Genomic DNA, 13,674 nt, shown 5'->3' with positions numbered 1-13,674 from the left:
CATGAAAACGGAGCAAAGAATGGCGGCATGCTAGTCGCCGTGTCGCCGCCGCTGTTTGTCCCACGTCAAAGACATCGGGCATTAGCCGCCCCTAAGAGGCGGAATGAACAAGAGCTTCCGTCCAGCCAGGGGATTTGCATCGCTTCAGGATTTTGCCTGTGCGCTGGAGCGTGAGGGAGAGCTGAAACGCATCTCTCGCCCCGTATCCCTGGTCCATGAGATCACCGAAATCCATCGGCGCATTCTGGCCGATCACGGCCCTGCGCTCCTCTTCGAGCGACCCGTCGATGCCTCCGGGCGGGTCCACGACATCCCGCTGCTCGCCAATCTCTTCGGCACCGAACGCCGGATCGAGCGCGGATTCGGTCTGGGCGACGGCGGACTGGCCAGCCTTGCGCGCGACCTCGCGGACCTGCGCGATCCCCGGGCGCCCGCGTCTCTGCGCGATGCCTGGGATCGGCTGCCGCTATTGCGCTCGGCGCTCTTCATGCGTCCGAAGCATATGACATCCGCACCGTGCCAGGACATCGTCTGGCGTGGCGCGGATATAGACCTCGGCCGCCTGCCGATCCAATGGTGTTGGCCGGGCGAGCCGGCGCCGTTGATCACCTGGCCGCTCGTCATCACCCGCGGGCCGGATGATCCGCTCGATGTCAATGTCGGCATCTATCGCATGCAGGTGCTCGGCCGTAACAGGGTGATCCTGCGCTGGCTTGCCCATCGCGGCGGTGCGCGGCACCACCGTCTGTGGCAGCGCCAGGGGCGCGATATGCCGGTCGCGGTGGCGATCGGTGCCGATCCGGCAACGATCCTTGCCTCGGTCATGCCGCTGCCGGAGGGGATGAGCGAGCTCAACTTCGCGGGCCTCTTGCGCCGGAGCCGAACGCAGCTCGTGGCCGCAACCTCGGTGCCGCTGGCCGTTCCGGCACAGGCCGAGATCGTGCTGGAAGGAACGGTGTCGGCAACCGAGACCGCCGACGAAGGGCCCTATGGCGACCACACCGGTTACTACAATTCGGTCGAGCCGTTTCCGGTCATGACGCTTTCCGCTATCACCACCCGCCGCAAACCCTATTATCTCTCAACTTACACCGGCCGGCCGCCGGACGAGCCTTCGCGCTTGGGCGAGGCGATGAACTCGCTTTTTGTTCCGCTCGCCAGGAAGCAGTTTCCTGAAATCACCGATCTTTGGCTGCCGCCGGAAGCGTGTTCCTATCGCGCCATGGTGGTCGCGATCGACAAGCGTTACCCCGGGCAGGCGAAACGCCTGATGATGGGGCTCTGGTCGATGCTGCCGCAGTTCAGCTACACCAAGCTGATCATCGCGGTTGACCCGGATATCAATGTCCGCCACTGGCCCGATGTGATGTGGGCGCTGGCGACACGCTTTGATGCCAGCCGCGATGTTACCGTCGTTGCCGACACGCCGATCGACTATCTAGATTTCGCGTCGCCACGCACCGGCCTCGGCGGCAAACTCGGGCTCGATGCAACGACGAAGATCGGTTCGGAGACCGATCGCGAATGGGGGCGTGTCCTCGATATGACGCCCGACGTCGTGCGCCAGGTCGATGCTATCTGGGCCGAACTCGGGCTTGAAAGGAAAACATCATGAGCCGGCACCGTATTGTCTTGGGGATCACCGGTGCATCGGGTGCCGCCATTCCGTTGCGCATTGCCGAGCGGCTTGCGCGGATCGAAGAAGTGGAACTGCATCTGGTGCTGTCGCCATCGGCACACCGCACGCTCGCCCATGAGGTTGGCGGACATGCACTGTTGCGGCTCTTGGAGAAGGCGGACCGAACCTATGACCACGGCGATATCGGCGCTGCGATCGCCAGCGGATCGTTTCCGACCGCCGGCATGATCGTCGCGCCGTGTTCGATGCGCACGCTTGCGGCGATCACCAATGGGCTTGCCGACAATCTCATCGTGCGTGCCGCCGACGTGCACCTCAAGGAGCGCCGGCGTCTCGTCCTGATGGCGCGCGAAACGCCGCTTCATCTCGGGCACCTGCGCAACATGTGTGCGGTGACGGAGATGGGCGCGATCGTCATGCCGCCGGTCCCGGCCTTCTATCACCGGCCTGATAGCGTCGAGGCGATCGTCGATCATCTCGCCGCAAGGGCGATCGATCTTCTCGCATTGCCGATCGCGCCGCTCGCCGTCGCCTGGCAGGGGGAAGTTCAGCCGAAAGGCAATGCCTGCAACAAGGGATCTGCGCCGAACATCGCGTAATGGCCGCCCGCGAGCAGCCAGAAGGTAATCGCGGCGGTTGCGAAAGCCGACAGGATCATCACCGGATCTGCGCGCAGGCGCGCCTGGCCTTTCAGGATGGCGACAAAAGGCCATGCCGAGGTGCCCTTCGAATTGGCTGCCCAGCCATCGCCAAGCCGGCAGTGGGCGCGCTTTTCCACCATGACGAATCCGCCGAGCGCAAACAGGGCGAAGCCGCCGAAAAGCACCAGGGAGCGCAGGTCGCCATTGGCCACGACATGGCCGAGTGCCCAAAGCAGGAACCCCCAGAGCACCGGGTGACGCGTGATGCTGACGATCGCGCCTTTCCGATCGTTCCCTTGAAAAACAGAGACTGAAAGAGGATTTTCGCTGAACAGGCCGGCGAGAACGAGGAAGACGCCTGATGGCGCAAGGACGAATGTCGTCCAGGCCTGCCACGGGGCCGGCTCCCAGAGAGGGATGAAATCAAGCGCGAGTGCCGCCTGGAAAACCCAGATCAGCGCGACAATTGAAAGCAGCGAATAGACGCTGAAATAGGTTCGCCGTCCCAATAGCGTGATGAGCCGCTGACGCAAAGTCGGCCATGCCGGCACCATGTGAAGGGCAAGGAATACCGCAAATGCCGCGAGGAAATTATACATCGGCCGGGTCTCAAATCCTCTCTTCGAGAAGCAACCGTTCGGTTGCGACATGGCGCCTAACGGTTTCAAAAAAGGCGCGCAGCATGTAGCCGATGGCCTCCCAGCTGTGCGGGCTGCGCGCGTGAAGCAGTTCCTTGAGAACGCGGGCGACCTGTCCGGCCGCGTCTGTGTCATGCCGGTGTTCGTCGCGCAAACGATCGATCAGAAGCTGCCCTTCGTCAGGATATCTCGCTGCCGTGATGGCTGGAAACAGGATCTTATCCTCCAGCCTGTGAACGGCCAGAAGCGTGGAAGGCAGCCGGGCTGCAACGTCGCGGCAAACGGCCGGATCGATATGGCGCGGCAGGGAATCGGCAATGGCCTCAAGGTCATCGCACAATCGCAGAAGGCGCTGATAACCTTCTTCCAGGGCATCGTCTCCGGACATCGGCCGCTCCGTGATCGAGATTTGTCATCCCGCAACCGTCTAGGCGCAATCGACTGGGCGATCTTTGACATTTCGCAAAGTAGACGGCGACCGGCTGGAGGACGCCGCGGCGTGACGCAGCTACTGCGAGGGATCGAGGAACAGCACGACGGCGATGGCGATGGAGAACAGCACAGCCGACAGGGTCGCCGCGCGCTGCAGAACGCCCATGCGGTAGAGAAGGATGGCGAACCCGACAATGATCGGGGTTGCGACGGAAAGGCCGATTTGTGCATCTGTCATCGGAAAACTCCTGGAACGATCCTGCTGCTATCAGTCCGGCTGGCCTGCCTCTTTGCGCAATCGCAAAGACAGAAAGCGCCTGCCTGCCTAGCTGACGTCCGGTTCCGGCAAAGGAGTTGGCACATGGACGGGCACGTCCTTCCGATGGAAGACCAAGAAGACCAGGCATCCGCCGACGACCTCTTGCTTTGGGTGCTGGTGTGGAGCGAGCTGGCGGCCTTCGGCATCCTGCTCGCTGGCTTTCTCGTCGTTGGGTTCCTCCAGGCAGACGCGTTTGCGTCGGCCCGATCGCATCTCAATCCTCTGCTCGCCGGCATCAATACGCTCGTCCTTCTGACCAGCGGCTGGCAGGCAGCCCTGGCGGCGCGCCCGGCCGCTTCGATGACCACGCGCCGTCGTGCGCTCGCTCTCGCCGCGCTCTTCGGCCTTGGTTTTGTCGCCATCAAGCTTTTCGAATATTCGACCGAAATCGGCGCGGCCGGACTGCCGCAGTTCGGCGCCTTCTTCGAACTCTATTTCCTCATCACCGGCTTCCACCTGCTGCACGTCGCCTTCGGCAGTGCCATCCTGCTGCTGGTCGCCTGGCGCCCGAGCCCGGGAAACATCGTGCTGATCACCACGCTCTGGCACGTCATCGACCTTGTCTGGATCGTGATGTTCCCGCTCGTCTATCTCGTGTGATGGCCATGACGCACCACAATGAACGTCGACTTCGCAACATTTGGGCCGTGCTGATCGCGATCGTGCTGTCGGGCATGGCCGTTATGGCGGTCTGGGGTGGGACGGCCCTGGTGACCGCGGCTCTGTTGGTGCTCGCAGTCATCAAATGCCGGCTTGTCGCCATGGATTTCATGGGCCTGCGTCAGGCACCGGCCGGCCTGCTGTTTGGTCTTCTTGCCTGGCCCGTGACGCTTGCGCTGCTGGCGGTCGCAAAGCTGGCGATGAGTATGGTGCTATCCGTTTGAAACTACTCTTTGTCCTGTTTGCCAAAACGCAAAGAAGGCCTTCCGGAAATCCCTAGACATGGTTCGCGCCCCGATAGTTCGGCGCCGCACGTCGCGGCTCCAGGCGGGGAGGGGATCAGAAAAGCCGGCCCCGGTTTCTAAGGCCGGCTGAAGTCGAAAGGATCACGTGATGGCAGAACGCCTCACCAAGACCGGGGCCCGAAACGTCTTTTACGGCGGGTCCTTCTTCTTTTTTGCAATCTTTGTCGGGCTCACCGCCCACAGTCACTACTACATGCGCACGGTCTCCACCGACGAGTCGACGCTGACGGACGCAGTCGCCCGCGGCAAGCACGTCTGGGAGAAGAACGCCTGTATCAACTGCCACACGCTTCTCGGCGAAGGCGCCTATTTCGCGCCTGAACTCGGCAATGTCTGGAAGCGCTGGGGCGGCGAGACCGATCCGGACGGCGCGCGCGAAACGATGAAGGCCTGGATGGCCGCGCAGCCGAGCGGCATCGAAGGCCGCCGCCAGATGCCGCAGTTCAACCTCACCGAACAGGAACTCAACGACCTCGCCGATTTCCTGGAGTGGACGAGCCGCATCAAGACCCAGAACTGGCCGCCGAACGAGGCCGGCTAAGCGCCGCGATTGGAGTGCGAAATCATGAAATACCAGACCCAGAAGGTCGCAATGCTCTACTTCTACGGAGCAATCGGCCTGTTTCTCGCCCAGGTGCTGTTCGGCGTGCTTGCCGGCACCATCTATGTCCTTCCCAATACCCTGTCCGAACTGCTGCCGTTCAACATCGTTCGCATGGTGCACACCAACGCGCTGATCGTCTGGCTGCTGATGGGCTTCATGGGCGCCACCTACTACCTCCTGCCTGAGGAGGCGGAGACCGAACTCTACAGCACCAAGATCGCCATCGCGCAGTTCTGGATCTTCCTGATCGCCGCTGCCATCGCCGTCGTCGGTTATCTCCTGCGCATCCACGAGGGTCGCGAGTTTCTCGAGCAACCCTTCGCGATCAAGGTCGGCATCGTCATCGTCGCGCTGATGTTCCTCTACAACATCACGCTGACGGTCCTTAAGGGCCGCAAGACCACCGTCACCAACATCCTCATCTTCGGGCTCTGGGGCGTGGCGATCTTCTTCCTTTTTGCCTTCTACAACCCGATCAATCTCGCGCTCGACAAGATGTACTGGTGGTACGTCGTCCACCTCTGGGTCGAAGGCGTCTGGGAGTTGATCATGGCCTCCGTGCTCGCCTTCCTGATGATCAAGCTCAACGGCATCGACCGGGAAGTCGTCGAGAAGTGGCTCTATGTCATCGTCGGCCTGGCGCTGTTCTCGGGCATTCTCGGCACGGGCCACCATTATTACTGGATCGGCGCGCCGGGTTACTGGCAGTGGATCGGCTCGCTGTTTTCGACGCTTGAGGTCGCGCCGTTCTTCACCATGGTGATCTTCACCTTCGTGATGACATGGAAGGCAGGACGCAAGCATCCGAACAGGGCGGCGCTGCTATGGTCGATCGGATGCTCGGTGATGGCCTTCTTCGGTGCCGGCGTCTGGGGCTTCCTGCACACGCTGTCGTCGGTGAACTACTATACCCACGGCACTCAGGTGACTGCCGCACATGGCCACCTCGCCTTCTTCGGCGCCTATGTCATGCTCAACCTTGCGGTCATGGCCTATGCGATCCCCGAGATCCGCGGGCGCGCGCCCTACAACCAGATGCTTTCCACGGTCAGCTTCTGGATCATGTGCACGGCGATGTCGGTCATGACCTTCGCGCTGACTTTTGCCGGCGTGCTTCAGTCCCATCTGCAGCGGGTTCTCGGCGAGAGCTACATGGACGTCCAGGACCAGCTCGCGCTGTTCTACTGGATCCGGCTCGGCTCCGGCGTCTTCGTGCTGATCTCGGCGCTGATGTTCGTCTGGGCGATCTTCGTCCCCGGTCGGGAACGCAGCGAAAAGCTGAGTGCATCGATCCAACCCGCCGAATGAATGAACGCGCCGGTTCGGGTCGCCCAGACCGGCCAATCTCTTCCCCGTCCTCTTTCACGGAGACATGCCATGAGCATTGTTCAACCAAGCCTGGTGCCGGTATCGATCGACATTCCCGCCTACAGCCCCTCGGGCAATGAGTGCGCGCTGTTCGAGAATGCCTGGGTTCGCCAGCTGCCACTCCTGCTCAAGGGGCCGACCGGCTGCGGCAAGACGCGTTTCGTCAGCCATATGGCGGCAAAGCTAGGCCTGCCGCTTTCCACCGTTTCCTGCCACGACGATCTGGCTGCAGCGGACCTGACCGGGCGCTACCTTTTGAAAGGCGGCGATACGGTCTGGGTTGACGGTCCCTTGACGCGCGCCGTGCGTGAAGGCGGGATCTGCTATCTCGATGAGATCGTTGAGGCACGCAAGGACGTGACCGTCGTGCTGCATCCGCTGACCGACGACCGCCGCATGCTGCCGCTGGAGCGCACCGGCGAGCTGCTCGAAGCCCCGCCTGCATTCATGTTGGTCGTATCCTACAATCCCGGCTACCAGAACCTGCTCAAGAGCCTGAAACCCAGCACGCGGCAACGCTTCGTCGCCATCGAGTTCGATTTCCTGCCGCGCAACCAGGAGATCGAGGTGGTTTCGCGCGAGAGCGGACTGGCTACAAGCCAGGTGGCACCACTCGTCAACCTTGCTCACCGCCTGCGCGCCCTCAAGGGGCATGATCTCGAGGAGGGAGTATCGACCCGCCTGCTGGTCTATTGCGCCTGCCTGATCGATGCCGGAATGCCTGTCCGGGACGCGGTGCGTGCCGCGATGATCGAGCCGCTGACCGATGAGCCGGACGTGCGGGCGGCCCTTCTTGAGGTTGCGGCCTCCCTGATCGCTTGAGGATTGAGCCATGCTGGATTTCCTTGAACTCGAAGAAACGGTCGGGCGCGCCTGGCACAGCTTCATCGGCAACACCGGCACCTGGCGACGTTATCCCGAGCAGGCCGTCAAGCTGGTCGACATGATGCCGATGCTGGCGATCAGCTTTCGGGGACACGGCGGCGAAACCGCGGTCCAGATCGTGCCGGCGCGCGGCCGCACATCGGGCCATCGGCTGAAGTGGCGACAGAAAATGGGGCTCGGCGAGGAAAAGCTCGTTCAGCCCGGTCGGGATCATGCTTCGCTGATGCTGCCTGGCGAGATCGACATTTTTCCCGACAGAAGACTCAACATCGATCTCTATTTCTGGCTGGTCGCGTACATGGCGACCATGCCGCTCGTCCCCCGCGACGAAGCGGATCCGTTGCAGGCGGACCTGTCCTATCTGTCCCAGGCGCAGGAGACCGTGGCCGAGGTCTTCCAACGCTTCCCAGGCATGCGCCACAAATACTGCCGCCTGGCAGAAGCCGTCCTTGTCGAGCGTCAGCGCGGCTCCCTTCCTTCGGTGGAGCAGCATGTCGAAAACCGCGTGCTGCGGTTGCTGCGCAAGGCGGCCGGCCAGCCGGATACGACTTTGCCGGTGATCTTCCCGCATCGCGCGCCAGCGGGATATTTGCCGCTGCTGCCGGTTCCGCTGTGGCCGGATACCTTGCTGCGGCCGGAGACGGCAACAGAACGCGATGACGATATCGCGGCAACAGGTGCCGCCTCCAGCCAGATTGCCGAGACCGAACGCCACGTGGCCGTCCGGGAAAATCCCGAAAACCGCAAGGGTGATCGCAGCCCCTTCATCCTCAATCGCTTCGAGAAGATCCTGGCGATGGCCGAGATGGTCAATGTCGACCGACCGTCGGACGACAGCGATGAACACGACAACAAGGCGGCGCAGGATCTGGACGAGATGACGCTGGGCGAGCGCAAGGGCCGCCCGTCCGCGCGTTTCCGCTTCGACCTCGACCTGCCGCCGGAAGCCGTCGATCCGACGCCGCTGACATCGGAGCTGACCTATCCCGAGTGGAACTACAGGACGTCGAGCTATCTCAAGGACCATTGCCGCGTCCTGACAGGCCCGGCCTCGGGCATCGAAGACCGAGCTGAGCTGACGGCGGAAACCAAAAGCCTGATCCGGCGGGTTCGGCGCCAGTTCGAGGTGCTTCGGCCGCGCAATGAAATGCTGCGCGCGCAGATCGACGGCGCCGATCTCGATCTCGACGCTGTGGTGCGCGCCCGCACCGATCTGGCTGCCGGCGGGCAGGGGAGCGATCGCATCCACCTAATGAGCCGCCCGCAAGTTCACGATCTCGCCGTCACGATCCTGGTGGACGTCTCGCTTTCGACCGATGCCTGGTCCGACAATCGCCGGGTGCTGGATGTCGAGAAGGAGGCGTTGCTCATTCTCACCCATGGCCTGTCTGCCTGCGGCGACAATCATTCGATCCTCACCTTCACCTCGCGGCGGCGAGACTGGGTGAAGGTGGAGAGCGTCAAGGCTTTCGACGAGCCGATGAGCCCGCTCGTCGAAAGCCGGATCGCCGCCTTGAAGCCGGGATACTATACCCGCATCGGGGCCGCCATCCGCCATGCCACAGCCGAACTGCAGAAACAGCTCAACAGCAAGAAGCTGTTGCTGGTCCTGACCGACGGCAAGCCGAACGACGTCGATCACTATGAGGGGCGCTTCGCGCTGGAGGACAGCCGCAAGGCCGTCATGGAAGCGCGGCGCAGCGGCATCAGCGCTTTTGCCGTTACCGTCGACCGCGAGGCGCAGTCCTATGTGCCTGCCATGTTCGGCCAGAACGGCTATGCGTTGGTCGGCAACATCGCCCGGCTCCCGGCGGCACTACCGGCGATCTACCGAAGCCTGGCGGGATAGAAGGTTGATTTGAAACATGGAAAAGGCCCGGTCGCGACCGGGCCTTTTCGTGTTGGGTGTTGGCAGCGGTTCAGGCCGCTTTGCTGTGCGTGCGCTGTCCGTCGTCTATATATGCATCGAATGCCGCGGCGACGGCGCGGATCACGAAGCGATGATCCTGCCGGACCGTCAAGACGCCATCGGCGATATCGAGGACGCTGTCGCTGGCCATCGTCGCCAGCCGCACATTGCCGCCGAGAAGGAAATCCGGATCCCGCCCGTGTGCCGTGGCGATTGCCTTGATGTCGACCGTGAAGTCGCACATCAGCCGCTCGATGATTTCGGCACGCAGACGATCCTCCCCAGTCAGGCGGTAACCCTTCGTGGTTGCCAGCCGGCCGGACGCGATGTGGCTTGCATAAAGGCCTGGGGGGACCTCGTTCTGTACATAGCCGTCTCGCGAGCGACCGATCGCAGAGGCACCGAAGCCAATCAGCGTTTCGCAATTGTCCGTGGTGTAACCCTGAAAGTTCCGCCGAAGCATGCCGGAGGATTGTGCGAGCACCAGATCGTCGTTCGGCAGGGCGAAGTGGTCGAGCCCGATCTGGCGATAACCCGCTTGGCAAAGCGCTTCGCTGATGGCGAGCGCCTGATCGGTGCGCGCCGAAGCGTCGGGCAGCACAGTCTCGTCGATCATGCGCTGATGTTTCTTGAACGACGGCACATGCGCGTAGCCGAAGACGGCAAAGCGTTCCGGCCGCAGCGCCACTGCCGCCTGGACAGTCTCGACGCAGGAGCGAACCGTCTGGTGCGGCAATCCATAGATCAGGTCGAAATTGATGCCTGCCACACCGGCCTTGCGAAGATGCGCCACCGCGTCGGCCGTCTGCTGCTCGCTCTGGATCCGGTTGATGGCCTTCTGCACGACCGGGTCGAAGCTCTGGACGCCGAGGCTGGCGCGGCTGACGCCGCCTTCACCCAGCGCCTGCGCCATGGCGACTGTCAGGCGACGAGGGTCGATTTCCACGGCCACGCCCGTCTGCGGACCGAAGCGGTAGCGCGCACGCAGGAGGACCATCAGGGAAAGGAATTCTTCCGGTTCGATGATCGTCGGCGTCCCGCCGCCGAAATGGACCTCGCCGATCGGCAGCGGACCGAATGCACGATCCGCGACCATGCCGATCTCCTGCCTCAGGACATTGAGGTAGTCGAGGATCGGCTCGTCCTGCCGGGTAATCGTGGTGTGACAACCGCAGTACCAGCACATCGACCGACAGAAGGGGATGTGCAGATAGAGAGAGACATCCCTGTCCGTCGGGATGGCGCCAAGCCAATCGGCGTAGGTGTCGCGACCGATGTCCGCGGAAAACCGGGGCGCAGTCGGATAGCTGGTGTAACGCGGCAAGCGCATCTCGGCGTATTTCAGGAGGGCGGTGGATTGCATGGCGGTTCCTATCGATGTCGAAACGATCGATCCGTTCTAGGCCGGCGGCCACGCCAGTTCTTTGCGAAAAGCCAAGTACGCGGGCAATAGGCCGCAAAGCGGGATTTGTTTGCGCTTCGACAAAATGTCGCGTTGTCCGCGGCACTAGGCTTTGTAAATCCGGGCCGTTTGCGTCGGCGTGTCCCGGAAGCTGAGGCAACAACGGCGCCCTGAACGGACTGAGATGACAACCGCAGAAACAGCAACCAAGCCCTTTATCGACGTGCGCACCATTCCGCCCGTCGAGCGCCACCCGAAGATCTTCGGCATGCTCAACGCCCTGGCCGAAGGTGGCTCCTTCATCATCGTCAACGACCATGATCCCCGCCCGCTGCATTACCAGCTGGAAAGCCGTTATCCCGGCGAATTCACCTGGGAGTACCTTGAAAACGGGCCCGACGTCTGGCGGGTGCAGATCGGCCGGCAACAGGCTTCCGGCTGCGATTGCTGCTGCGGTAGCAGCAGCGGCCACTGAAAGGGCGCCCACAGCCAAAGCGTTTGCGGTTTGGGCGGGGCCGCAGACGCGCAATTTCGTTGTCAATACGCATTTCCCGGTGGAAAACCGCTCCTCACTTTTTCTGGGAATGCTAACCGTTCGGGATGAACCAAGATGTTCGGAGCCACGCTTTCCCGCTGGACGATGTCCTATTTCGCGGCGGCGCTGATTTTTCTCGCTATCGGCGAGATGATGATGGTTCTCGGCTTCGGATATCCGGCTTCTTCCATCGACGCTCCTGAAACCCTGGCACTCGTTCATACCATTACACTTGGCTGGCTCAGCCTGCTGATGGCGGGAGCCCTGTTGCAATTCGTGCCTGTTCTCGTTGGTCGGCCGCTTTCGTTTCCGCATCTGGGTTTTCCAGCTTTGGTGCTGCTGGTTGTCGGCATAACCAGCCTGGTCCTAGGCTTTGCCAGCCTCGCAGGCACCGAGGGCCTTTCACCGCTCCTGCTCCCAGCGGGTGCGACGGTGACGATTGCCGGTTTGGCTCTGCTCGTCATCGTCTTTGCCGCAACGCTGTGGCATGCGCGTCCGCTGCCGTTGCCGGCGCGGTTCGTCGCTGCAGGCCTCGGATCGCTTGTCATCGCTTGTTTGCTTGGTGGCACCTACGCATTCGTCCTTTCAGGACTTGCCGACGCGCCGGGCGCGATCGATCTGACGCTCGAAGGTGTTTCGCTTCATGCCGCGCTGGGGCTGGGTGGTTGGTTGAGCTTTACCACCATGGGGGTCAGCTACCGGCTCCTGACCATGTTCATGTTGTCCCCCGACCGGGAACGACGCAGCAGCAGGACCGTCTGGATACTGGGCGCTGCAGCCCTCGGCATGATGGTCTGCATCGTGCCGATGATCCTTGCCGGCTTTGCCGGGCGGACAACATTGCTCGTCGTTGCCGCGCTCGCCAGCGTGCTCGCGATCGGAATTTACTTGGCCGACATCGTCAGGATCTACCGCGGGCGCAAACGGAGGCTGATCGAGCTCAACAGCCGCGCCGGCATCGGCGCGTTCGCCGCACTGATTGTCGCCACCGTCATCTTCGTGGCTTCGCTCATCAGCGGCCAGATCGACAAAGGCGTGGGGCCGCTCGTCTATCTAATCACCTTCGGCTGGTTGACCGGCATGGGACTGGCGCAGCTCTACAAGATCGTGCCTTTCATCACCTGGCTCGAATGTTACGGCCCTCTGCTCGGACGCATGCCGACGCCGCGGGTTCAGGATCTGGTCGTCGAGACGCGTGCAGCGTTCTGGTTCCGGCTCTTCTATCTCACCGTGGCCGTTGCCTCGGTCGCTCTCTATCTCGACAACGCATGGCTGTTTCGAGCCAGCAGTCTTGGCCAATTGATTGCGGTCAATGCGCTGGTCTTCGAGTTCGTGGCAACACGGCGGCTCAGCAACGTCCCGAGCAATCTTCGACTTCCCGGCGGGCCCACCGGTCCGCATCTTTTCTTCCCATCGTTTCAGTCACGGAGACAACCATGACCAAAGACCCCTACGAGCTCGACGTCAGGCCGCTTCTGAAGAGCGGCAGCGATCCGTTCCAGGCCATCATGAACGCCGTCGACGGTCTCGCACCCGGCCAGCCGCTGAAATTGATCGCGACGTTTAGGCCGGTGCCGCTCTTCAGTGTCATGGCCGGCCGCGGCTTTGCCTACTTGGATCAGCCTCTCGGGAATGGCGATTGGGAAGTCCTGTTCACGCCGGAGGAACAGGTGGATGAGATCAGGGTTTCGGCCGGCGATACGGATCTCGATACCTGGCCGGATCCCGCGCGCCAACTCGACCTGACGGACCTCGATCCGCCCGAACCGATGGTCCGTATCCTCGCCGTCGTGGAAAAGATGCTGGCGGGCGAGGTGCTTTTCGCACTGCTGGCGCGCGAACCACTGTTTCTCTACCCGGAGCTTGCCAAGCGCGGCCACAAATGGGCCGGCAACTTCGACGCAGCCGGCGAGACCTACCGCATCCTGATCCGCGTCGGCGGCCGCAAGGGGCACGACAATGCAGAAGACTGAAAGCGAAGAGCTGGTCGACAGGATCCGCGATAGCCTGCGCACGATCGTCGATCCGGAGATGGGGTCCAATGTCGTCGATCTCGGTCTGATCTACGATATCGCCGTGCAGGAGGGTGGCCTTGCCCGGGTGACGATGACGACGACGATCAAGGGCTGCCCGGCGACCGCCTTTCTCAAGGAGGCGGTGCAGAACTGCGTCTGGTATGTGCCGGGCGTCGAGTACGCCGAAGTGCGGCTCACCTACGAACCGCCATGGACCCCGGAGATGATGCTCGAGACCTCGATCGCGCAGTAACCGGAAAACGTCTCAAGGAGGTTGCCGCATCTGCGTCAACCTCCTTTTCATTTGTGCAGGGTGAGTTTC

General features: G+C 62.3%; 16 protein-coding genes. 12 read left to right on the top strand and 4 right to left on the bottom strand.

Annotation, left to right across the window (positions count from 1 at the left end; all coding sequences use genetic code 11):
• The first annotated feature begins 103 nt into the window (after positions 1-103).
• Both HT585_RS16570 and HT585_RS16565 read left to right on the top strand, forming a co-directional pair.
• Positions 104-1,615 carry a UbiD family decarboxylase gene (locus HT585_RS16570; protein WP_176353954.1) on the top strand — a complete coding sequence of 504 codons (1,512 nt, stop codon included), beginning with the start codon at positions 104-106 and terminating at the stop codon, positions 1,613-1,615.
• Positions 1,612-2,238, top strand: coding sequence for a UbiX family flavin prenyltransferase (locus HT585_RS16565; RefSeq protein WP_176353953.1), 627 nt, complete (start codon positions 1,612-1,614; stop codon positions 2,236-2,238). The genes HT585_RS16570 and HT585_RS16565 overlap by 4 nt, the downstream gene beginning before the upstream one ends.
• Here the strand turns inward: HT585_RS16565 and HT585_RS16560 are convergent.
• The 3 genes from HT585_RS16560 to HT585_RS16550 form a co-directional block, all read right to left on the bottom strand.
• Entirely contained in the window at positions 2,187-2,879 is a 693-nt protein-coding gene (locus HT585_RS16560; RefSeq protein WP_176353952.1) for an NnrU family protein, read from the bottom strand. The genes HT585_RS16565 and HT585_RS16560 overlap by 52 nt on opposite strands.
• Positions 2,880-2,889: 10 nt before the next feature.
• Positions 2,890-3,306 (bottom strand): hemerythrin domain-containing protein, encoded by a 417-nt coding sequence (locus tag HT585_RS16555; RefSeq protein ID WP_176353951.1) that lies wholly within the window; start codon positions 3,304-3,306, stop codon positions 2,890-2,892.
• A 120-nt stretch (positions 3,307-3,426) separates the two neighbouring features.
• Positions 3,427-3,588 carry a hypothetical protein gene (locus HT585_RS16550; protein ID WP_173421374.1) on the bottom strand — a complete coding sequence of 54 codons (162 nt, stop codon included), beginning with the start codon at positions 3,586-3,588 and terminating at the stop codon, positions 3,427-3,429.
• A gap of 123 nt (positions 3,589-3,711) precedes the next feature.
• Between HT585_RS16550 and HT585_RS16545 the strand changes: the two genes are divergently transcribed.
• The 6 genes from HT585_RS16545 (at position 3,712) to HT585_RS16520 (ending at position 9,340) form a co-directional block, all read left to right on the top strand.
• The gene (locus tag HT585_RS16545; RefSeq protein WP_176353950.1) at positions 3,712-4,269 is read left to right on the top strand and encodes a cytochrome c oxidase subunit 3; all 558 of its coding nucleotides are present in this window, start codon (positions 3,712-3,714) and stop codon (positions 4,267-4,269) included.
• 5 nt (positions 4,270-4,274) lie between these two features.
• Positions 4,275-4,553, top strand: coding sequence for a cytochrome C oxidase subunit IV family protein (locus tag HT585_RS16540; RefSeq protein WP_176353949.1), 279 nt, complete (start codon positions 4,275-4,277; stop codon positions 4,551-4,553).
• A 169-nt stretch (positions 4,554-4,722) separates the two neighbouring features.
• Entirely contained in the window at positions 4,723-5,175 is a 453-nt protein-coding gene (locus HT585_RS16535; protein ID WP_065794809.1) for a c-type cytochrome, read from the top strand.
• A gap of 24 nt (positions 5,176-5,199) precedes the next feature.
• Positions 5,200-6,546 (top strand): nitric-oxide reductase large subunit, encoded by a 1,347-nt coding sequence (locus HT585_RS16530; RefSeq protein ID WP_176353948.1) that lies wholly within the window; start codon positions 5,200-5,202, stop codon positions 6,544-6,546.
• 69 nt (positions 6,547-6,615) lie between these two features.
• Positions 6,616-7,428, top strand: a complete 813-nt coding sequence (locus HT585_RS16525; RefSeq protein ID WP_176353947.1) for a CbbQ/NirQ/NorQ/GpvN family protein — start codon at positions 6,616-6,618, stop codon at positions 7,426-7,428.
• A 10-nt stretch (positions 7,429-7,438) separates the two neighbouring features.
• Positions 7,439-9,340 carry a nitric oxide reductase activation protein NorD gene (locus HT585_RS16520; protein ID WP_176353946.1) on the top strand — a complete coding sequence of 634 codons (1,902 nt, stop codon included), beginning with the start codon at positions 7,439-7,441 and terminating at the stop codon, positions 9,338-9,340.
• 70 nt (positions 9,341-9,410) lie between these two features.
• On the opposite strand, the gene hemN is transcribed toward HT585_RS16520, so the two are convergent.
• Positions 9,411-10,763: an oxygen-independent coproporphyrinogen III oxidase gene (gene hemN / locus HT585_RS16515; protein WP_176353945.1), complete on the bottom strand. Its 1,353-nt coding sequence runs from the start codon at positions 10,761-10,763 to the stop codon at positions 9,411-9,413.
• Positions 10,764-10,986: 223 nt separating this feature from the next.
• Here hemN and HT585_RS16510 point away from each other — a divergent pair, with 223 nt between their 5' ends.
• The 4 genes from HT585_RS16510 to HT585_RS16495 all read left to right on the top strand — a co-directional run bounded on the left by HT585_RS16510 (position 10,987) and on the right by HT585_RS16495 (position 13,605).
• Positions 10,987-11,277 (top strand): DUF2249 domain-containing protein, encoded by a 291-nt coding sequence (locus HT585_RS16510; RefSeq protein ID WP_176353944.1) that lies wholly within the window; start codon positions 10,987-10,989, stop codon positions 11,275-11,277.
• Positions 11,278-11,412: 135 nt separating this feature from the next.
• The gene (locus HT585_RS16505) at positions 11,413-12,777 is read left to right on the top strand and encodes a heme-copper oxidase family protein (RefSeq protein WP_176353943.1); all 1,365 of its coding nucleotides are present in this window, start codon (positions 11,413-11,415) and stop codon (positions 12,775-12,777) included.
• Positions 12,774-13,310 (top strand): DUF2249 domain-containing protein, encoded by a 537-nt coding sequence (locus HT585_RS16500; RefSeq protein ID WP_176353942.1) that lies wholly within the window; start codon positions 12,774-12,776, stop codon positions 13,308-13,310. The genes HT585_RS16505 and HT585_RS16500 overlap by 4 nt, the downstream gene beginning before the upstream one ends.
• Entirely contained in the window at positions 13,297-13,605 is a 309-nt protein-coding gene (locus HT585_RS16495; RefSeq protein WP_176353941.1) for a metal-sulfur cluster assembly factor, read from the top strand. The genes HT585_RS16500 and HT585_RS16495 overlap by 14 nt, the downstream gene beginning before the upstream one ends.
• The last annotated feature ends 69 nt before the right edge of the window (positions 13,606-13,674 follow it).

Source organism: Ensifer oleiphilus, from assembly GCF_013371465.1.
Taxonomy (GTDB): domain Bacteria; phylum Pseudomonadota; class Alphaproteobacteria; order Rhizobiales; family Rhizobiaceae; genus Ensifer; species Ensifer oleiphilus.
Note: the sequence above shows the minus strand (reverse complement) of the source record. Positions and strands in the feature narration are given on the sequence as shown.